General features: G+C 53.5%; 18 protein-coding genes. 14 read left to right on the plus strand and 4 right to left on the minus strand.

Going from position 1 to position 19,485, the window contains the following annotated elements; translation table 11 throughout:
• Positions 1-4: 4 nt before the first annotated feature.
• Positions 5-1,069, minus strand: a complete 1,065-nt coding sequence (locus SAMA_RS07400) for an efflux RND transporter periplasmic adaptor subunit (protein WP_011759536.1) — start codon at positions 1,067-1,069, stop codon at positions 5-7.
• 276 nt (positions 1,070-1,345) lie between these two features.
• Positions 1,346-2,632: a citrate synthase gene (locus SAMA_RS07405; RefSeq protein ID WP_011759537.1), complete on the minus strand. Its 1,287-nt coding sequence runs from the start codon at positions 2,630-2,632 to the stop codon at positions 1,346-1,348.
• A gap of 412 nt (positions 2,633-3,044) precedes the next feature.
• On the opposite strand from SAMA_RS07405, the gene sdhC reads away from it, so the two are divergent.
• The 11 genes from sdhC to rnk all read left to right on the plus strand — a co-directional run bounded on the left by sdhC (position 3,045) and on the right by rnk (position 15,014).
• The gene (gene sdhC, locus SAMA_RS07410) at positions 3,045-3,440 is read left to right on the plus strand and encodes a succinate dehydrogenase, cytochrome b556 subunit (RefSeq protein WP_011759538.1); all 396 of its coding nucleotides are present in this window, start codon (positions 3,045-3,047) and stop codon (positions 3,438-3,440) included.
• Entirely contained in the window at positions 3,434-3,781 is a 348-nt protein-coding gene (sdhD, locus tag SAMA_RS07415) for a succinate dehydrogenase, hydrophobic membrane anchor protein (RefSeq protein WP_011759539.1), read from the plus strand. Before sdhC ends, sdhD begins: the two co-directional genes overlap by 7 nt.
• A gap of 1 nt (position 3,782) precedes the next feature.
• The gene (gene sdhA, locus SAMA_RS07420) at positions 3,783-5,549 is read left to right on the plus strand and encodes a succinate dehydrogenase flavoprotein subunit (RefSeq protein ID WP_011759540.1); all 1,767 of its coding nucleotides are present in this window, start codon (positions 3,783-3,785) and stop codon (positions 5,547-5,549) included.
• A gap of 12 nt (positions 5,550-5,561) precedes the next feature.
• Positions 5,562-6,269, plus strand: a complete 708-nt coding sequence (locus SAMA_RS07425; RefSeq protein WP_011759541.1) for a succinate dehydrogenase iron-sulfur subunit — start codon at positions 5,562-5,564, stop codon at positions 6,267-6,269.
• A gap of 192 nt (positions 6,270-6,461) precedes the next feature.
• Positions 6,462-9,284: a 2-oxoglutarate dehydrogenase E1 component gene (gene sucA, locus SAMA_RS07430; RefSeq protein WP_011759542.1), complete on the plus strand. Its 2,823-nt coding sequence runs from the start codon at positions 6,462-6,464 to the stop codon at positions 9,282-9,284.
• Between the two features lie 28 nt (positions 9,285-9,312).
• Positions 9,313-10,515, plus strand: a complete 1,203-nt coding sequence (odhB, locus tag SAMA_RS07435; protein WP_011759543.1) for a 2-oxoglutarate dehydrogenase complex dihydrolipoyllysine-residue succinyltransferase — start codon at positions 9,313-9,315, stop codon at positions 10,513-10,515.
• Positions 10,516-10,592: 77 nt separating this feature from the next.
• Positions 10,593-11,759, plus strand: coding sequence for an ADP-forming succinate--CoA ligase subunit beta (sucC, locus tag SAMA_RS07440; protein WP_011759544.1), 1,167 nt, complete (start codon positions 10,593-10,595; stop codon positions 11,757-11,759).
• Positions 11,759-12,631 (plus strand): succinate--CoA ligase subunit alpha, encoded by an 873-nt coding sequence (sucD, locus tag SAMA_RS07445; protein WP_011759545.1) that lies wholly within the window; start codon positions 11,759-11,761, stop codon positions 12,629-12,631. The genes sucC and sucD overlap by 1 nt, the downstream gene beginning before the upstream one ends.
• A 108-nt stretch (positions 12,632-12,739) precedes the next feature.
• Positions 12,740-13,657, plus strand: a complete 918-nt coding sequence (locus SAMA_RS07450) for an AEC family transporter (RefSeq protein ID WP_011759546.1) — start codon at positions 12,740-12,742, stop codon at positions 13,655-13,657.
• Positions 13,658-13,783: 126 nt separating this feature from the next.
• A complete protein-coding gene (locus SAMA_RS07455) occupies positions 13,784-14,287 on the plus strand; it encodes a GNAT family N-acetyltransferase (RefSeq protein ID WP_011759547.1) in 504 nt (167 codons plus the stop codon).
• Positions 14,288-14,603: 316 nt separating this feature from the next.
• Positions 14,604-15,014, plus strand: coding sequence for a nucleoside diphosphate kinase regulator (gene rnk, locus SAMA_RS07460; protein ID WP_011759548.1), 411 nt, complete (start codon positions 14,604-14,606; stop codon positions 15,012-15,014).
• An 87-nt stretch (positions 15,015-15,101) separates the two neighbouring features.
• Here the strand turns inward: rnk and fur are convergent, their stop codons facing one another.
• Positions 15,102-15,533, minus strand: coding sequence for a ferric iron uptake transcriptional regulator (gene fur / locus SAMA_RS07465; RefSeq protein ID WP_041409720.1), 432 nt, complete (start codon positions 15,531-15,533; stop codon positions 15,102-15,104).
• A 252-nt stretch (positions 15,534-15,785) separates the two neighbouring features.
• Between fur and cobB the strand changes: the two genes are divergently transcribed.
• Complete coding sequence (gene cobB, locus SAMA_RS07470; protein WP_011759550.1) at positions 15,786-16,532, plus strand: Sir2 family NAD+-dependent deacetylase; 747 nt, start codon at positions 15,786-15,788, stop codon at positions 16,530-16,532.
• 3 nt (positions 16,533-16,535) lie between these two features.
• The gene (locus tag SAMA_RS07475; protein ID WP_041409721.1) at positions 16,536-16,976 is read left to right on the plus strand and encodes an AAA family ATPase; all 441 of its coding nucleotides are present in this window, start codon (positions 16,536-16,538) and stop codon (positions 16,974-16,976) included.
• Between the two features lie 7 nt (positions 16,977-16,983).
• Here the strand turns inward: SAMA_RS07475 and bioA are convergent, their stop codons facing one another.
• Entirely contained in the window at positions 16,984-18,294 is a 1,311-nt protein-coding gene (bioA, locus tag SAMA_RS07480; RefSeq protein ID WP_011759552.1) for an adenosylmethionine--8-amino-7-oxononanoate transaminase, read from the minus strand.
• Between the two features lie 110 nt (positions 18,295-18,404).
• On the opposite strand from bioA, the gene bioB reads away from it, so the two are divergent.
• On the plus strand, positions 18,405-19,469 hold the full coding sequence (gene bioB / locus SAMA_RS07485) for a biotin synthase BioB (protein WP_011759553.1): 1,065 nt from the start codon (positions 18,405-18,407) through the stop codon (positions 19,467-19,469).
• The last annotated feature ends 16 nt before the right edge of the window (positions 19,470-19,485 follow it).

A 19,485-nucleotide genomic window follows, 5' to 3' on the forward strand; every position in this document is an offset into this window, starting at 1 on the left:
CTCCTTATTTTTTAACCGAAGCCACATCCAGTGGGGTGATGATTTCAACCAGCGACTGGTCTTTGAGGTTTTGCTGCCCACGGATCACCAGATGCTCTCCGGGAGCAATACCCGCAACGACTTCAACCATGTTGCCTTCACGATAACCCAGCTCTACTTCGCGACGCTCGGCCGTGGTGTCCTGGACAACATACAGGGTTTGCTTGTTATCCTGGTTGATGATGGCGTTGTAAGGCACTGTGATGACGTTTTCATGGGTGTCGTACTTAAGTTCCACCCGGGTAAACATACCCGACTTAAGGATGCCATTTTGATTGGGCACCTTGAGCGTGACCTTGAAGGTGCCGCTCTGGGCGTCAACGACCGGGCTGATGCGCAGTACTTCGGCATTCACGGCCTGGTTTTTCTGACCGCTGGCGTAGATATCGGCATGCTGTCCAAGACGCAGGCTGGAGAGCTGCTGCTCCGGCAGATGCACTATCCCGTGAAGCTCGTCCTGATTGACCACATAGAAGAGCTCTTCGAATTCTTTGGCCATGTTGCCGGCTTTAACGAAGCGCTTGGCGATGATGCCATCCACGGGGGACACGATTTGGCTCTCTTTAACCTGCAGTTTCGCCAGGTCCAGGCGCGCCTTGGCGGCCTGCAGGTTGTATTCGAGTTTGGCGATGGAGTCGGCGCTGACATAGTCTTTGCTCTTCATCTTTTTCACCCGCGCTAGCTCTTGCTCGATGATGAGCACTTCGGCTTCGGAGCGGTCTAGCTCATACTGCTGACGCTTGGCGTCGATGACGGCCAGCAATTGCCCTTGTTTGACTCTGTCGCCTTCTTCTACGTGCAGGGCTTCTATCAGGCCAGCGATACGGGTCACAACATGGGCCTCGACCGGTGCTTCGAGGGTGGCGGTGGTGGAATAGAATGAGGAAACATTGCCCTGAACCACTAACTGGGTTTCAACAGGTATGGCGTATTTTTCTTCTTCCTTCTTGGCTTCTTCCTGTCCACAGGCGGCGAGTACACCAACAAGCAGTAAGGGGAGGGCGAGTTTGAATGATTTGCGGGCTTCCATTGTTATACCTGTACTGTTAACTGTGTTGCGCTTTAAAAGCAGCTTCCGTGCCAGAATTGGATAATTCATTTATTACAATAAGATAGCGATAAATTAGCTTCGTTTGTCGCCGTGCAAACTGTAAAAAAGTGGTGAAATTGTTTATCCGTTGGTGAGAAATACTAAAGACTGTTAACAAGTGAACTTCAAGGCGGGAATTGCAACAAAAGATGAAGCTGGAAAGGCGAAACAGAAACAAAAAAGGCGCCAGAGGCGCCTTTTTAACAGGATTAGTCGTTATCGCTTATCGACACTGACAAAATCGCGGCTGTGTTCGCCGGTGTACAGCTGACGTGGGCGACTGATCTTGTGACCAGGCTGATCCAGCATTTCTTTCCAGTGAGAGATCCAGCCAACGGTGCGGGCCAGAGCAAAAATCACGGTGAACATGCTGGTTGGAATGCCAATGGCCTTCATGATGATACCTGAGTAGAAGTCTACGTTCGGGTAGAGCTTCTTGGAGATAAAGTACTCATCATTGAGGGCAATACGCTCGAGCTCCATGGCAACGTCCAGCAGAGGGTCGTTCACCTTGAGCTCGCTCAGCACTTCGTGGCAGGTTTCACGCATTACCTTGGCACGTGGGTCAAAGTTCTTGTACACGCGGTGACCGAAGCCCATCAGACGGAATGGATCATTCTTGTCCTTGGCGCGGTCGATAAACTCAGGAATACGGTCAACAGTACCGATTTCTTCCAGCATGCGCAGACAGGCTTCGTTGGCACCACCGTGGGCAGGACCCCACAGAGACGCAATACCGGCTGCGATACAGGCGAATGGGTTGGCACCGGAAGAGCCGGCCAGACGCACAGTAGAAGTAGAGGCATTCTGTTCGTGATCAGCGTGCAGGATGAAGATGCGATCCATGGCGCGCTCGATGATTGGGTTTACCTTGTACTCTTCGCAAGGTACGGCAAACATCATCGACAGGAAGTTACCGGCGTAGCTCAAGTCATTACGTGGGTACACGAATGGCTGGCCGATGGAATACTTGTAGCACATGGCTGCCAGCGTCGGCATCTTGGATACCAGACGATAGGCGGCAATTTCACGGTGACGGGCGTCGTTTACATCCAGAGAGTCCTGGTAGAAAGCAGACAGTGCACCGGTCACACCGCATAGCATGGCCATGGGGTGTGCATCGCGACGGAAGCCGCGGAAGAAGAATGCCAACTGCTCGTGAACCATGGTGTGGCTCTTCACAGTGTGGGCAAATTGTTCGTATTGCGCTTTAGTCGGCAGTTCGCCGTACAGGAGGGCGTAGCAGAGTTCCAGATAGTTGGATTCTACTGCCAGCTGCTCGATGGGGTAGCCACGGTGCAGCAAAATACCCTTGTCGCCGTCGATATAGGTAATTGCTGATTCACAGGAAGCTGTGGCCAGAAACCCTGGATCAAAGGTGAAATAACCTTTGCTGCCCAGCTTGCTGATATCGATAACATCGAAACCTTCGGTGCCCTGTTTAACCGGCAGTTCAATTGAATCGTTCCCCGGTAATTCCAATTTGGCTTTCAAATCAGCCATACCCCGTTCTCCTTACTTCATTCTTGTGGTGAGTGCGGCATGTCAAAACGGCCCCTACTTTACAAGCAATCGAGATCACATTTCAATTTAAATAAGCGTTTAAATTCCTTAGACCATGGTATAGGTCTGACCAATTTCCCTGTCAAGACTAGTACTTATCCCATAAAAAGGCCAAAAAAACTAAATATGCATAATGTGACGTTTGTATTTGACTTTTGCGGCGAGTATACTTGCTGCGGCTCGAAAGGGCTGATTACAGAAGGCTTTAGGCACCTTTTCTCTGCATGAAAAAACGGTAGCCAAAACAGCCCTCTGAAGATAACACCTTTTTCTTTTGTGACGACTGTCGCCGTGACCGAAATCATGGTTCAAAGTTTGACCAGAAGCGGTTCGCATAACAATAAAATGCTCAATGGAGCTGAGTGAGCAGAACGTGAAAAAGCAAAGACCTGTCCATTTAGATCTGCAAACCATCCACTTTCCTGCAACAGCGAAAGTGTCCATTCTTCATCGCGTCTCTGGTGTGATCATGCTGTTCGCCATGGGTATCCTGATTTGGTTGCTCCATGCGTCTCTGGCATCCGCCGAGAGCTTCCAAGGCGTTCAGGCTCTGTTTGACAACTTCCTGGTGAAGTTTGTTATTTGGGGCATTCTGACAGCACTGGGTTATCACCTGCTTGGCGGTATCCGTCATTTGGTGATGGATACCGGCCGCTGGGAAGAATTGGGCTCTGGTAACGCATCAGCCAAGGCTGTATTCGTGCTGGCGATTACCTTTTCTATCATTGCGGGGATCTGGGTATGGTAACCAATGCAGCAAGTTTCGGACGCAGTGGTGTCCATGACTTTATCCTTCTTCGTGCCAGTGCGGTCATTCTGGCCTGCTACACCATCTTCTTGGTGAGCTTTATTGCACTGAGTGCGCCTCTCACTTTCGAAATCTGGCACGGGCTGTTCAGCACCCTGCCGATGAAAGTGTTTACCCTGCTGGCTCTGATTGCCCTGCTGATCCATGCCTGGATCGGTATCTGGCAAGTGCTGACTGACTACGTCAAGCAAACAGCGCTGCGTGGTGTATTACAGTTTACCTTTGTCGTGACTGCCTTCGCTTATCTGGCCGCCGGCATTGTGATTGTGTGGGGGGTATAAGGTGAGTATTCCAGTTCGCGAGTTTGATGCAGTCGTGATTGGTGCCGGCGGTGCCGGTATGCGCGCTGCACTGCAGATTTCCAAAGAAGGCAAGAGCTGTGCGCTCCTGTCTAAAGTATTCCCAACCCGTTCTCACACTGTATCTGCCCAGGGTGGTATTACAGTAGCGCTGGGCAACGCCCACGAAGATAACTGGGAATACCACATGTACGATACCGTTAAGGGCTCCGACTTTATCGGTGACCAAGACGCTATCGAATACATGTGTCAAACCGGTCCAGAAGCCATTATCGAGCTGGAGCATATGGGTCTGCCATTCTCCCGTTTCGAAAACGGCAAGATTTACCAGCGTCCTTTTGGCGGTCAGTCCAAGAACTTTGGTGGTGAGCAGGCTGCTCGTACTGCCGCGGCTGCCGACCGTACCGGTCACGCCCTGCTGCACTGTCTGTATCAGCAGAACGTGAAGAACAAAACTCAGGTATTCTCTGAGTGGTACGCTCTTGACCTGGTGAAGAACGAAGATGGCGCCATCGTAGGCTGTACTGCCATCGACATTGAATCCGGTGAAATTGTTTACTTCAAAGCCAAGGCCACTGTACTGGCTACCGGTGGTGCAGGTCGTATCTACGCATCTACCACCAACGCGCACATCAACACCGGTGACGGTGTGGGTATGGCTTACCGTGCCGGTGTGCAGCTGCAGGACATGGAAATGTGGCAGTTCCACCCAACCGGTATTGCCGGTGCCGGTGTACTGGTAACCGAAGGTTGCCGCGGTGAGGGTGGCTACCTTTTGAACAAAGACGGTGAGCGCTTTATGGAGCGTTACGCGCCAAACGCCAAGGACCTCGCGTCCCGTGACGTTGTGGCCCGTTCCATGATGACCGAAATCCGTGAAGGCCGTGGCTGTGATGGTCCTATGGGTCCACACATCAAGCTCAAGCTTGATCACCTGGGTAAAGAAACCCTGGAAGCCCGTCTGCCAGGCGTGTGCGAACTGTCACGTACCTTTGCTCACATCGATCCGGCCGATGGCCCAATCCCTGTGATCCCAACCTGCCACTATATGATGGGTGGTCTGCCGACCAAGGTATCCGGTCAGGTAATCCGTAAGAACGACGACGGCAGCGAAACCGATATCGTCGGCCTGTTCGCTGTGGGCGAAATCGCTTGTGTATCTGTTCACGGTGCCAACCGTCTGGGCGGTAACTCGCTGCTTGACCTGGTGGTATTCGGCCGTGCGGCTGGTCAGCACCTGGGTAAGGCGCTGGACGAGACTGCCGATCCTAAAGCTGCTACCGACGCAGACATCGAGCAATCACTTGCCCGTCTGAAGCGTTGGGAAAGCAACAAAGACGGCGAAGATCCTGCGCAAATCCGTAAAGACCTGCAAATGTGTATGCAGCTTAACTTCTCTGTGTTCCGTACCGGTGAAGCCATGGCCGAAGGCCTCGAGCAACTGCAAGCCATCCGCAAGCGTCTGGAAAATGCCAAGCTGTCTGACAACTCCAAAGAGTTCAACACTCAGCGTATTGAGTGTCTGGAGCTGGATAACCTGATGGCCACCGCCATCGCGACTGCTTACGCTGCTAACTTCCGTACTGAGAGCCGTGGTGCCCACAGCCGTGAAGACTTCACCGAGCGTGATGATGACAACTGGCTGTGCCACAGCCTGTTCGACCCCGTGACTGAGGCTATGTCCAAGCGCGAAGTGAACATGTCACCCAAGCACCGTGAAGCCTTCCCACCGAAGAAGCGTACCTACTAAGGAGTTGCGAAGATGAAGTTGGAGTTTTCAGTTTATCGTTACAATCCTGACGTAGATACCAAGCCACGTATGCAGGATTACAGCTTCGACGTGCCTGATGGCTCAGACATGATGGTGCTTGATGCGCTGCTGAAGCTGAAAGAAATCGATCCGACACTGTCGTTCCGCCGTTCATGCCGTGAAGGTGTGTGTGGTTCTGACGGTATGAACATGAATGGTAAGAACGGCCTGGCTTGTATCACGCCTATCTCTACCTTCAAGGGCAAGAAGATTGAAATCCGCCCACTGCCCGGTATGCCCGTGGTACGTGACCTGGTGGTCGATCTTTCCCAGTTCTACAAGCAGTACGAGAAGATCAAGCCATACCTCATCAACGATGAGAAGAAGCCTGCCCGTGAACACCTGCAGAGCCCTGAGGAGCGTGCGCACCTCGACGGTCTGTATGAATGTATCATGTGCGCCTGCTGCTCGACCGCCTGTCCATCGTTCTGGTGGAACCCCGACAAGTTCGTGGGGCCAAGTGGTTTGCTGCATGCCTATCGCTTCCTTATCGACAGCCGCGATACTGCGACTGAAGAGCGTCTGGCCGAGCTTGACGACGCCTACAGCGTGTTCCGTTGCCACGGCATCATGAACTGCGTAGACGTGTGTCCGAAAGGACTGAACCCGACCAAGGCGATTGGACACATCAAGTCCATGCTGCTGAAGCGGGCCGTGTAAATGCAAGACAATGAGCTAACGATAATAATGATATAGCTCAGCGAGAGTCACTGTCCCTTTCGGGGGATGGTGGCTCTTTTGTGTAAAGGAACTACTTGAAGCCGTAATTTTGGAACCCTCGGGGCGGCTGTCGGCATACCTTGTATGCCAAACCATGGCTAAGCACGTGTATAAAGTTTGAAAGGATAAGAAATGCACCAAGGCAGCATGAAAGCCTGGCTGGAGTCATCTCACCTGTACGGATCGAACGCGACCTATGTGGAGGAGATGTACGAAGCCTATCAAGAAGACCCCACTTCAGTGTCCGATGACTGGCGTGCGGTGTTTGACAATCTCCCTCCCGTGAACGGTGCCTCTGCTGATGTACCTGAAGCTTCTCACTCCAAGATCCGTGATTATTTCCGCTCCCTGGCCCAGGAAGGCCAACGTAAAGGCGCCGGTCGTGTAACCGACCCCGAAGTGGATGCCAAACAGGTTAAGGTACTGCAACTGATTAACGCTTACCGTTTCCGTGGTCACCAGAATGCGAATCTGGACCCGCTGGAACTGTGGAAGCGTGACGCAGTGGTTGAACTTGACCCGGCGTTCCACGGCCTGACCGCCGATGATATGCAGCGTGAATTCAACACCGGTTCATTCGCCTACGGTGGCGAAACCCTGAAACTGGGTGAGCTGGTAAAAGCATTGAAGGCCACCTATTGTGGTTCCATCGGTGCCGAGTACATGCACATCACCGACACCGACGAAAAACGCTGGATCCAGCAGCGCCTCGAACCTTCCATGGGTCGCGCCGCATTCGATAAAGGTGTTAAAACCCGTATTCTTGAAGGGCTGAACGCCGCCGAAGGTATGGAAAAGTACCTGGGTGCCAAGTTCCCCGGTGCCAAGCGCTTCTCTTTGGAAGGTGGCGATGCACTGGTGCCCATGATGCGTGAAATCATCTATCGCGCCGGTGAAGCCGGTACCAAGGAGATCGTGGTGGGCATGGCTCACCGTGGCCGTCTGAACGTACTGGTTAACGTACTGGGTAAGCGTCCTGCTGAGCTGTTTGACGAGTTTGCCGGTAAACATGCCGAAAGCTCAGGCTCAGGTGACGTGAAGTACCATCAGGGCTTCTCCTCTGATTTCGAAACTCCCGGTGGTAACGTACACCTGGCGCTGGCATTCAACCCATCGCACCTGGAAATCGTTAACCCTGTGGTAATGGGGTCAGTTCGCGCCCGTCAGGACCGCCGTGGCTGTAAAGATGGTCTGTCAGTGATGCCTATCACCATTCACGGTGACTCGGCGATTGCAGGGCAGGGCATTGTGCAGGAGACATTCAACATGTCTCAGACCCGCGGTTTCCGTGTGGGCGGCTCTATCCGCATCGTTGTGAACAACCAGGTGGGCTTCACCACCTCTAACCACCATGACGTGCGTTCTACCGAGTACTGTACCGACATCGCCAAGATGGTTCAGGCGCCGATTTTCCACGTGAACGCCGACGATCCTGAAGCCGTGGCCTTCGTGGCTCAGGTTGCCGTTGATTACCGTAACGCCTTCAAGCGTGACGTGGTCATTGACCTTGTGTGTTACCGTCGTCATGGTCACAACGAAGCTGACGAGCCAAGTGCCACTCAGCCGCTGATGTATCAGAAGATCAAGAAGCACCCAACCCCACGTAAAATCTACGCCGATCGCCTGATTGCCGAAAACGCCGTCAGTGCCGATGACGTGACCGCCATGATCAATGGCTACCGTGATGCCCTGGATCAGGGTGACTGTGTAGTGAAAGAATGGCGTCCCATGTCACTGCGTACCGTCGACTGGTCTCCATTCATCGGTCAGGACTGGGATGTGTCTTACGAGCCAACCGTGGCGCTGGCACGTTTGCAAAAACTGGCTGAGAAGCTGGCGTATGTGCCTGAAACCCATCCGCTGCAGTCTCGCGTTGCCAAGATTTACGCAGACCGCGTGGCCATGGCCAAGGGCGAGAAGCTGCTGGACTGGGGTTTTGCCGAGACTTTGGCTTACGCCACTATCCTGGAAGACAACAACCGCGTGCGCATCACAGGTCAGGACTCTGGCCGTGGTACCTTCTTCCACCGTCACGCGGTTCTGCACAACCAGAACGATGCCACCACCTATATGCCGCTGCGTAACCTTGCGCAGGAGCAGGGTCCGGTTGACATTACTGACTCTGTGCTGTCAGAAGCCTCTGTACTGGCATTCGAATACGGTTATGCCACTGCCGAGCCAGGCGGCCTGACCATTTGGGAAGCTCAGTTTGGTGACTTTGCCAACTGTGCCCAGGTAGTGATTGACCAGTTCCTGTCCTCCGGTGAGCAAAAGTGGGGCCGTCTGTGCGGTCTGACCATGCTGTTGCCACATGGCTACGAAGGTCAGGGCCCAGAGCACTCTTCAGCCCGTCTGGAACGTTTCCTGCAACTGTGCGCCAACCACAACATGCAAGTGTGTGTGCCTTCGACCCCGGCTCAGGTTTATCATATGCTGCGCCGTCAGGTAGTTCGCCCACTGCGTCGTCCTCTGGTGGTCATGTCGCCCAAATCTTTGCTGCGTCACCCTTTGGCCGTGTCTTCTCTGGAAGAACTGGCAAACGGTACCTTCCAGAACGTGATCGGCGAAATCGACAGCCTGGATCCGAAAGCCGTTAACCGCGTTGTGTTCTGTAGCGGTAAGGTGTACTTCGAGCTGCTGGAGCGTCGCCGTAAGGAAAACCTCACCAACGTTGCTATTATTCGTGTCGAGCAGCTGTATCCGTTCCCTGCCGAAGAGATGGCAGCGATACTTGCCGAATATCAGCACGTGACTGACTTCGTATGGTGTCAGGAAGAGCCGCAGAACCAGGGTGCCTGGTATTGCAGTCAGCACCACTTCTGGGCCGCAATTCCCAAGGGTGCCACTCTGACCTACGCTGGCCGTGAAGCTGCTGCTGCACCGGCCTGTGGCTACCCAGAATTGCACGCTCACCAGCAGGAATCTCTGGTGGTAGACGCTTTGAACTTGAAGTAACAGACATTTATAAAAAGGATAGCTTTCAATGAGTATCGAAATTAAGGTACCCGTTCTGCCAGAATCCGTGGCTGATGCCACTATCGCCACCTGGCACGTTAAGCCTGGTGAGGCTGTATCTCGTGACCAGAACCTGGTTGATATCGAGACCGACAAGGTTGTATTGGAAGTGGTTGCACCAGAAGATGGCCACATCGCTGAGTTTCTGGCCCAGGAAGGTGACACCGTTCTGGCCGAGCAGGTGATTGCCAAGTTTGTGGCCGGTGCCGTTGCCGGTCAGGAAGTGACCAAGGCGCAAGCCGAAGCCGCTGCCCCTGCTGCTGAAGCCGCTAGCGATGAGAGCAACGATGCACTGAGCCCATCAGTACGCCGTCTGATTGCCGAACACAACCTGGATGCCAGCAAAATCAAAGGCACTGGTGTAGGTGGCCGTATCACCAAAGAAGACGTTGACGCCTTCGTGAAAAGTGGTGCCGGTAAAGCTGCTGCTCCTGCGGCCAAAGCAGCTGCTCCGGTGGCACTGTCTGGCGATCGCTCGGACAAGCGCGTGCCTATGACCCGCCTGCGCAAGACCATTGCCAGCCGTCTGCTGGAAGCCAAAAACTCTACCGCCATGCTGACTACCTTCAACGAAGTCAACATGAAGCCTATTATGGATATCCGTAAGCAGTATCAGGATATCTTCGAGAAGAAGCACGGTATCCGTCTTGGCTTTATGTCTTTCTACGTGAAAGCGGTAACTGAAGCCCTGAAGCGCTTCCCAGAAGTGAACGCGGCTATTGATGGCGATGACATCGTTTACCACAACTACTTCGACGTGAGCATCGCTGTGTCTACTCCCCGTGGTCTGGTTACGCCAGTACTGCGTGACACCGACACCATGAGCCTGGCTGACATCGAGAAAGCAGTACGCGATCTGGCCATCAAGGGCCGTGACGGCAAGCTGACTGTGGAAGACATGACCGGCGGTAACTTCACTGTGACCAACGGTGGTGTATTCGGCTCGCTGATGTCTACCCCAATTCTGAACCTGCCACAGAGCGCTATCCTCGGCATGCACGCCATCAAGGACCGCCCAATGGCAGTCAATGGTCAGGTTGAAATCCTGCCCATGATGTACCTGGCTCTTTCTTACGACCACCGTATCATCGATGGCCGTGAGTCTGTTGGCTTCCTGGTAACCATCAAGGAATTCCTGGAAGACCCAACCCGTCTGCTGCTGGACATCTAATCAGCACAGACAAAAAACCTCGTGACTGGCCCCTCGGGGCCAGTTGGATTTAAAACGTAGTATACGGATAGATCATCATGAACTTGCATGAGTATCAGGCAAAAGCCCTCTTTGCCGAATATGGTTTACCAGTGTCAGAAGGCTATGCCTGCGATACCCCTCAAGAAGCGGTAGAAGCGGCCGGTCGTATTGGCGGAAATATGTGGGTAGTCAAGTGTCAGGTGCACGCTGGCGGCCGCGGTAAGGCTGGTGGCGTTAAAGTGACTGGCGACAAAGAAGAAATCCGCGCCTTCGCTGAAAAGTGGCTGGGCAAGAACCTGGTGACTTACCAGACTGACGAAAACGGTCAGCCAGTTGCCAAGATCCTGGTTGAAAGCTGCACCGACATTGCCAACGAACTGTACCTGGGTGCCGTAGTTGACCGCGCTACCCGTCGCGTAGTGTTCATGGCTTCTACCGAAGGTGGTGTGGAAATCGAAAAAGTGGCTGAAGAGACTCCTGAGCTCATTCACAAAGCCATCATCGATCCTATCGCCGGTCCACAGCCTTTCCAGGCTCGTGACCTTGGCTTCAAGCTGGGTCTGAACCCAACTCAAATGAAGCAGTTCACCAAGATATTCATGGGCCTGGCCCAGATGTTCCTGGATCACGACTTCGCTCTGCTGGAAATCAACCCACTGGTAATCACTACCGAGGGTAACCTGCACTGCCTGGACGGCAAGATTGGTGTAGATGGTAACGCTCTGTTCCGTCAGCCAAAAATCAAAGACATGCACGATCCTTCTCAGGATGACGCCCGTGAAGCCCACGCTGCCAAGTTCGAACTGAACTACGTAGCTCTGGACGGTAACGTAGGCTGCATGGTGAACGGTGCTGGTCTCGCCATGGGTACCATGGACATCGTAAACCTGCACGGCGGTAAGCCAGCCAACTTCCTCGACGTAGGTGGCGGCGCGACCAAAGAGCGCGTTTCCGAAGCGTTCAAGATCATTCTGTCTGACAGCAATGTGAAAGCCGTTCTGGTTAACATCTTCGGTGGTATCGTGCGTTGTGACATGATCGCCGAAGGTATCATCGGTGCGGTGAAAGAAGTAGGCGTGAAGGTGCCTGTAGTTGTGCGTCTGGAAGGTACCAACGCTGAACTGGGTGCCAAGGTGCTGGCTGAATCTGGTCTGGACATCATTGCTGCCAAGAGCCTGACCGACGCTGCTCAGCAAGTTGTTAAAGCTGCGGAGGGCAAGTAATGTCTGTATTGATCAACAAAGATACCAAGGTAATCTGCCAAGGTTTTACCGGTGGTCAGGGCACTTTCCACTCTGAGCAGGCTATCGCTTACGGTACTCAGATGGTTGGTGGTGTATCTCCTGGTAAAGGCGGTACTACTCACCTGGGTCTGCCAGTGTTCAACACTGTGAAAGATGCCGTTGCTGCCACTGGCGCTACTGCTTCTGTTATCTACGTACCTGCGCCTTTCTGTAAAGACGCCATTCTGGAAGCCATCGACGGTGGCATCGAGCTGATCGTATGTATCACCGAAGGTATCCCAACTCTGGATATGCTGCAGGTGAAAGTGAAGCTGGAAGAAACCGGCGTTCGCATGATTGGTCCTAACTGCCCAGGTGTTATCACTCCAGGCGAATGTAAGATTGGTATCATGCCAGGTCACATCCACAAGCCAGGCAAAGTCGGTATCGTTTCCCGCAGCGGCACTCTGACTTACGAAGCCGTTAAGCAGACCACTGACGAAGGTTTCGGCCAGTCTACTTGCGTAGGTATTGGTGGTGACCCAATCCCAGGTACCAACTTCATCGACGTACTGGAAATGTTCCAGAACGATCCTCAGACCGAAGCCATCGTGATGATCGGTGAAATCGGTGGTACTGCCGAGGAAGAAGCTGCTGCTTACATCAAGGCTAACGTGACCAAGCCAGTTGTGTCTTACATCGCCGGTGTGACTGCACCTGCCGGTAAGCGCATGGGCCATGCCGGTGCGATTATCGCCGGTGGTAAAGGTACTGCCGAAGACAAATTCGCTGCCCTGGAAGCTGCCGGTGTAACCACCGTTCGCTCTCTGGCCGATATCGGCAAGGCGCTGCGTGAAAAGACTGGTTGGTAATCCCATCCGGTAGAAAAAGGGCGCCTTCGGGCGCCCTTTTTTTGTGTGTATAGATGTATGTATAGAAGTAGGTATAGATATGTGTATTGACTCATTGATAGGCGTGGCATGTCCGTAATCGAAATCGTCTTCCCGCTGCTGTTTATCGCCGCGCTGGGCTATGGTGCCTGCCGCAGTGGCTGGTTTAGCCGCGAGCATATCGCCGGCATAAGCAAGTTCGCCTTTTATGTGTGTATTCCCGCACTGCTGTTTTCCGCCATGCTGAAAGTACCACTTAAAGAGAGTATCCGCTTACCGGTGCTGGCGGCCTTTTATATTCCAGTGGTGCTGAGCTTCGCCTTTACCTTGTTGCTGGCCCACCAAACCCTTAAACGCCCATACCGAGACTGCGCCGTGCTTGCCCTCGGCGGCAGCTACTCCAACACCTTGCTGGTGGGCTTGCCGGTGATCATGGCTGCCTTCGGCCCTGCGCAGATGGCAAGCGTGTTTTTAATTATTCCCTTTCACAGTGCGGTGTTGTTTGGGCTCACTTTTGCGCTGTCTGATAATACGGAAGCCGAGGGTGGCAGCAGGGGCACACAGCTTATCAAGGGGCTGCTGTTTAACCCTGTGGTGGCGAGTATCGGCCTTGGGCTTATCGGTAACGTCGCCGGGCTGAGCCTGCCGACAGCCCTTGGCACCAGCCTCGAAATGCTCGCCAAACCAGCCATTGCCTGTGCGCTCTTTGTGCTGGGTGCCAATTTGAATCAATATCGCCTCTCCAGTGCCTTTGCTCTGACGGCGGTGTTAAGTGCGATTAAGCTTATGCTGCTGCCCCTGCTTATCCTGATTGCGGGTAAGCTGCTTGGGCTTACCTCACTGGAGCTTGCGGTAACAGTACTGCTTGGCGCATCGCCACTTGGGGTGAACGCCTACCTGATTGCGGCGCAGCTTAAGCGCGACAGCGACATCATTGCTGGCGCCGTGGTGCTGTCATCCATGCTTTGTATCCTCTCTGTGATCTTCTGGTTAACTGTGTTAACGTGAGGCCTCTTTTTGGGTTGAGGACTTTACTTTGTCTTTGGTTGAGGACTCTTTTTGGGTCGAGGACTCTTTTTGAGTTGAAGACTCTTTTGGGGGAGCTCTGAGAAGGGCAGTGCAGGAGCGCATTTTATGATAATTACAACAACAGACAGATTGATTTTACGGCATTTCAACGAAGGCGATATAGAAGCGCTGTTTTTAATGAACAGTATCCCGGAAATATTGACCTATATCCCCATCGAACCTTTTACGGACATGGCCCAGGCCGAGAAATTGCTCCATGAGGTGATTTTCGAAGACTATCGCAGCCGCGGTTTCGGTCGCTGGGCGGTCGAGCATAAGGCCAGTGGCAAGGTGATTGGTTTTTGTGGTCCCAAGTTTATTCCTGAGTACGACAAAGTAGAGCTGGGTTACCGTTACCTGCCCGAATATTGGGGGCAGGGGATTGGCAGTGAGGCAGCATCAGCCGCCATTGCCGAATTCAAACCCAGGCTTGGCATAGACGAAGCTATAGCGCTCATTCTTGATGGTAATTTCGGTTCCATGGGCGTTGCCAGGCACATCGGCATGGAGCCGCAGCAGCGTGATAAATTTATGGAGCATGATGTGACTGTGTTCCATAAGTGGCTGTAATTACACCCCGACAGCCGCAAATTCCGTCTTCATCGCTGGCATTTGGCGATAAGGCGGGGTAGAGTCTCCTTTGGTGACTCTGGTCAGACTCTTAAGCAAGGGTTCGACTTTTCTTCGGGTTACCTCACCAAGAGCCTCCCGGCTCACCGCTCTTTCGCCTGATCCTGACATTTTTATTGGATTATTTCTGACCCGCATCTTTCAAGGTGCGGGTTTGGACTATTTGGTGCGCTAAACCCTCCGTGGGGGAAGGGATAACGCGATTGTTGGGCGCCGCCCAATAGGGTGGCCTTGTTTAAGAAAGTAGAGGACTGCTGTGACTGAACAACCCAAGATTGTGATCTCCGAAATTGATATGGAGCGTCTTGAACGATTATTGGAAAGCCTGCCGGGGAATGATGCCGGCAAGGTGGCATTGGAAGCTGAACTCAGCCGCGCTGAGGTCAGACCGTCCAAGGATATGCCAGCCAATGTGGTGACCATGAATTCCGAGGTACGCTTTACCGTGTCATCCTCGGCAGAAGAATTTTGCCTGAGGCTGGTATACCCAAAAGATGTGTCGGCCAAGGGGGACACAGTCTCCATCCTCGCGCCGGTCGGCAGTGCTCTGCTGGGACTGGCCCAGGGGGATGAGATGGACTGGCCCCGTCCCGGTGGCGGTACCACCCGGGTCAGAATCGAAGAAGTGACTTATCAGCCTGAGCGCAGTGGTGACTTTCACCGCTGAGTAGTCCGCGCATTAAGCCGCGCTTCAGGATAAAGCAATAAAAAAACCAGCGCTGGAGCGCTGGTTTTTTATTAGGGAAAACAGCGATTACTCGTCGCCGTGATCACAGGTATCGTTGGTGCATACGCCGTACAGATACAGGCTGTGGTTGGTGAGCTTAATGTTGTGGCGCATGGCAATTTCATTCTGACGACGTTCAATCAAATCGTCAGAAAACTCAATCACTTTGCCACAGCTCAAACAGACCAGATGATCGTGATGATGTTGGGTTGACAGCTCGAACACGGCCTTGCCGCTTTCGAAGTGGTGACGGGAGACGATGCCCGCATCGTCGAACTGGTTCAGTACCCGGTACACGGTGGCCAGGCCAATCTCTTCACCAATCTCGAGCAACTTCTTGTACAGGTCTTCGGCACTGATGTGTTGATTCTCTGGTTCTTGCATCAGCTCCAGGATTTTTACTCGTGGCAGGGTAACTTTCAATCCCGCTTTTTTCAGCGCCTGATTTCCATCTGTCATGGTTAATCTCTTGATTGCAGAACCATTGGGCTCTTTGTGGACAATGGAAATCATTATATGTGTCTGGATTCAAAACTTAAACCTTTGATAGCCCTTAAATGAACTCATATGGCAATATTTGCTGGTGTATCAGACAATCGTCCATGATTGGGTCAAAAAGGCACATTCAGATAAGGGTTATACCAAGGCACAATTGTCAGCGACCTGCGTGAAATGGCAGGCTGGTAACAAAATAATAAGGAAGGCATCAGCATGTACCGGCATATAGTAGTACTCACAGGCGCAGGGATTTCTGCAGAGTCCGGGATCCGTACCTTTCGCGATCAGGATGGCCTGTGGGAAGAGCACCATATAGAAGACGTGGCGACCCCTGAAGGTTATGAGCGCGATCCTGAACTGGTAGAGCGTTTTTACAATCTGCGCTGGGAGCAGCTAAAGTCGACAGACGTTAAAGCTAACCCGGCCCACGAGGCGCTTGCGCAGCTTGAAGCTGAATTTGACGGCGACTTTTTGCTGGTAACCCAAAACGTGGATGATTTGCACGAGCGCGGTGGCAGCCAACGGCTTATTCATATGCATGGCGAGCTCAATAAAGGCCGTTGTCCCCGCTCACGTCAAACTTTCTTATTGCGTGAGCCCTTTGGTCCGGACAATGTTTGTACCTGCTGTATCCCTCCCCAGCGTTTGCGGCCCCATATCGTCTGGTTTGGTGAAATGCCTTTTGGCATGGATCGCATCCACGATGCGCTGGAACGCTGCGATCTCTTTATTGCCATAGGTACCTCAGGCACTGTGTACCCGGCGGCAGGCTTTGTGGATATCGCCAATCATCATGGTGCCCAAACAGTGGAAGTGAATCTCGCAGCTCCCGATAGACACAGTCAGTTTCAATGGCACCTCACAGGTAAAGCCGGAGACATAGTGCCACGATTGGTGAAGGCTGTGCTTCAAGGAAAAAGCTTGTGCAGCTTGGCCGATGTGCTGCAAGAGACCGACTGAAGAATGAAAAAAGCCATTATTCTCAGAGGCCTGCCCGGCAGCGGGAAGTCATTTTGGGTGACAGAGTTTCTGGCGTCGTTACCCGAGGCGGCTCACCCAGACAAGCCTTCTGCACGGGTGTTTTCCACCGATGCGTTTTTTATCAAAGATGGCGTGTACTGCTTCGATGCCAAAAAGTTACCCGAATACCATCAGCGCAACCTCTGTGGATTTATCGAGGCGATGGCAGAGGGCACACCTGTGGTGATTTGCGATAACACCAATTTGGCACACTGGGAATATTTGTCTTACGAGACTGCGGCCAAAGCCCTGGGATATGAGGTGGAAAAGGTGCTCATAGGCAGCCCGGGCGACAGGCGCCATCAGGCGCTCTGTGCCGAGCGAAACAGCCACGGCGTACCACTGGTCGCCATCAGGCGCATGGCCAGGACATTTCAGCCCTGAACTCGCGTTATCCGTGCGCCGGGTTGTTGGCGGTTTTGCAGATGCCTTCCAGCGAAGCAACCTCCACCATGGCACGGGTCAGCATGCCTAGCTCTGAATCACTGATACAGTAGGGCGGCATCACGTAAATTAATCTGCCGAAGGGGCGAACCCACACTCCTCGCGCGGCAAAGGCCATAAGTGCAAAGGCCGTGTCGACGGTTTGCACCATTTCAATCACACCCACGGCGCCGAGCACTCGTACATCGGCTACCTGCGGCAGCGTTCTGGCGGTTTCCAGTAACTCGGTCAGCTTGGCTTCAATATTGGCAACCTGCGCTGGCCAGCGGTTTTCGGCAAAAAGTTCAAGGCTTGCCAGAGCGGCCGCGCAGGCGAGCGGATTAGCCATAAAGGTGGGGCCGTGCATGAATACACCGGCGGGTGAACTCGAAATGCCAGCTGCCACCTCATCCGTGCACAGGGTTGCAGCGAGACTCAGCATGCCGCCGGTGAGCGCCTTGCCAAGGCAGAGCAAATCAGGGGTTATACCCGCATGCTCGTAGGCGAATGCCTTGCCGGTGCGGCCAAAACCGGTGGCAATCTCATCCAAAATCAGCAGCACCCTATATTCGTCACAGAGCGCACGCACGGATTTGAGATAGTCAGGGCTATGGAATCTCAGGCCGCCGGCTCCCTGCATGATGGGTTCAATGATAAGCGCTGCAATTTCCTGGTGATGTGCCTGAAGCAATGCGCGCAGTTCTGCCAGGTCTTGCTCTGCAAGGGAACGACCAAAACCTGCTGGAGGCGCCTTGGCGAATATTTGCTTGGGTACCAGATGGCCAAACATGCCGTGCATGCCTGAGTTGGGATCGCACACACTCATGGCCGCAAAGGTATCGCCATGATAGCCGCCGAGTACGGTCAGCAGTTTGTGCTTTTGCGGCTCGCTTCTCCCTTGCCAGTACTGCATGGCCATCTTGAGTGCGACTTCCACCGCCACTGAGCCAGAGTCGGCATAAAACACCCTGGTCAGTGTGGGGTGAACCAGCTTAAGCAGTGCTTTACCTAGCGCGGTGGCAGGCTCATGGGTGAGGCCGCCGAACATCACATGGCTGAGTTTAGCGGCCTGAGCCTGCACCGCGCTTACCAGCGCCGGATGCCCATAGCCATGGATGGCCGACCACCAGGAAGAGGTGCCGTCAACCAACTCGCGACCATCCTCCAGTGTCAGGCGGCAGCCTCGGGCACTTTGCACACCCAGCACAGGTAAAGGCGCTGCCATGGAGGTATAAGGGTGCCAAAGGTGGTTACGGTCAAACTCAAAATCTATGCTCATTTTGCGCGCTCAAAATTTAATCATCAGTAAACCCTGCCAACTGGTTGGCGTTGACAGTGTAAGGGCCAGGGTTATCCTAGCCAACAGAAAACATTAATTGGGGTAATACCATGTCATCCTTTGCCGTTCGTCACGACTGGAGCCGTCAGGAAGTCGAGGCGCTGTTTGCACTGCCAATGAACGATTTGCTGTTTCGTGCCCACAGCATACACCGCGAAGTGTTCGATCCCAATGAGGTACAGATAAGCCGTTTGCTATCGATTAAAACCGGTGCTTGCCCCGAGGACTGTAAATACTGCCCTCAAAGCGCCCGTTACGATACCGGTCTTGAAAAAGAGCGCCTGCTGGAAATTGAGAAGGTGCTGACCGAAGCCCGCGCCGCCAAAGACGCCGGTGCCACCCGTTTTTGTATGGGGGCCGCCTGGCGTAATCCCCATGAGCGTGATATGCCGTATCTGACTGATATGGTCAAAGAAGTAAAGTCCATGGGGCTGGAAACCTGCATGACACTGGGCATGCTTTCGGCCCATCAGGCCAATCAGCTTGCCGAAGCCGGTCTGGATTATTACAACCACAACCTGGATACGTCTCCGGAGTTTTACGGCGATATCATCACCACCCGCACCTATCAGGACAGGCTCGATACCCTTTCCAATGTGCGTGCCGCCGGTATGAAGGTGTGTTCTGGTGGTATCGTCGGCATGGGCGAGCAGGCCACCGACCGTGCCGGTTTGCTGCAGCAATTGGCTAACCTAGAACAACATCCGGACTCAGTGCCCATCAATATGTTGGTGAAGGTGACCGGCACGCCACTGGACAGCGTGGATGATTTGGATCCGCTGGAATTTGTGCGCACCATCGCCGTTGCCCGTATTTTGATGCCGCTCTCAAGGGTACGTTTGTCTGCCGGTCGCGAGAACATGAGTGACGAGCTGCAGGCCATGTGTTTCTTTGCCGGTGCCAACTCGATTTTTTACGGCTGCAAGTTGCTGACCACACCAAATCCTGAAGAAAACGATGATATGAGCCTGTTCCGCCGCTTGGGCCTCAAACCCGAGCAAGGCAAGGCGGCCATCGTCGAGGAAGATGCCGCCGTGGTGGCGCGGGCAGCCAGGGAGCAACAGGCTGAGGGCGAAGCCAAGACCAAACCGCTTTTCTACGACGCGGCCAACTGAGCCGGATTTACCAGTG

Origin of the sequence: Shewanella amazonensis SB2B (genome assembly GCF_000015245.1) — a bacterium.
Taxonomy (GTDB): Bacteria; Pseudomonadota; Gammaproteobacteria; order Enterobacterales; family Shewanellaceae; genus Shewanella; species Shewanella amazonensis.

Bases quoted from the DNA above. Each gene is read 5' to 3' on its own strand.
- sucA (WP_011759542.1), top strand. From the start codon at position 6,462: ATGCACCAAGGCAGCATGAAAGCCTGGCTGGAGTCATCTCACCTGTAC.
- fur (WP_041409720.1), bottom strand. From the start codon at position 15,533: ATGACAGATGGAAATCAGGCGCTGAAAAAAGCGGGATTGAAAGTTACC.
- sdhD (WP_011759539.1), top strand. From the start codon at position 3,434: ATGGTAACCAATGCAGCAAGTTTCGGACGCAGTGGTGTCCATGACTTT.
- SAMA_RS07405 (WP_011759537.1), bottom strand. From the start codon at position 2,632: ATGGCTGATTTGAAAGCCAAATTGGAATTACCGGGGAACGATTCAATT.
- bioB (WP_011759553.1), top strand. From the start codon at position 18,405: ATGTCATCCTTTGCCGTTCGTCACGACTGGAGCCGTCAGGAAGTCGAG.
- SAMA_RS07400 (WP_011759536.1), bottom strand. From the start codon at position 1,069: ATGGAAGCCCGCAAATCATTCAAACTCGCCCTCCCCTTACTGCTTGTT.
- SAMA_RS07450 (WP_011759546.1), top strand. From the start codon at position 12,740: ATGTCCGTAATCGAAATCGTCTTCCCGCTGCTGTTTATCGCCGCGCTG.
- odhB (WP_011759543.1), top strand. From the start codon at position 9,313: ATGAGTATCGAAATTAAGGTACCCGTTCTGCCAGAATCCGTGGCTGAT.
- SAMA_RS07475 (WP_041409721.1), top strand. From the start codon at position 16,536: ATGAAAAAAGCCATTATTCTCAGAGGCCTGCCCGGCAGCGGGAAGTCA.
- cobB (WP_011759550.1), top strand. From the start codon at position 15,786: ATGTACCGGCATATAGTAGTACTCACAGGCGCAGGGATTTCTGCAGAG.
- sucD (WP_011759545.1), top strand. From the start codon at position 11,759: ATGTCTGTATTGATCAACAAAGATACCAAGGTAATCTGCCAAGGTTTT.
- sucC (WP_011759544.1), top strand. From the start codon at position 10,593: ATGAACTTGCATGAGTATCAGGCAAAAGCCCTCTTTGCCGAATATGGT.
- bioA (WP_011759552.1), bottom strand. From the start codon at position 18,294: ATGAGCATAGATTTTGAGTTTGACCGTAACCACCTTTGGCACCCTTAT.
- sdhC (WP_011759538.1), top strand. From the start codon at position 3,045: ATGGAGCTGAGTGAGCAGAACGTGAAAAAGCAAAGACCTGTCCATTTA.
- SAMA_RS07455 (WP_011759547.1), top strand. From the start codon at position 13,784: ATGATAATTACAACAACAGACAGATTGATTTTACGGCATTTCAACGAA.
- SAMA_RS07425 (WP_011759541.1), top strand. From the start codon at position 5,562: ATGAAGTTGGAGTTTTCAGTTTATCGTTACAATCCTGACGTAGATACC.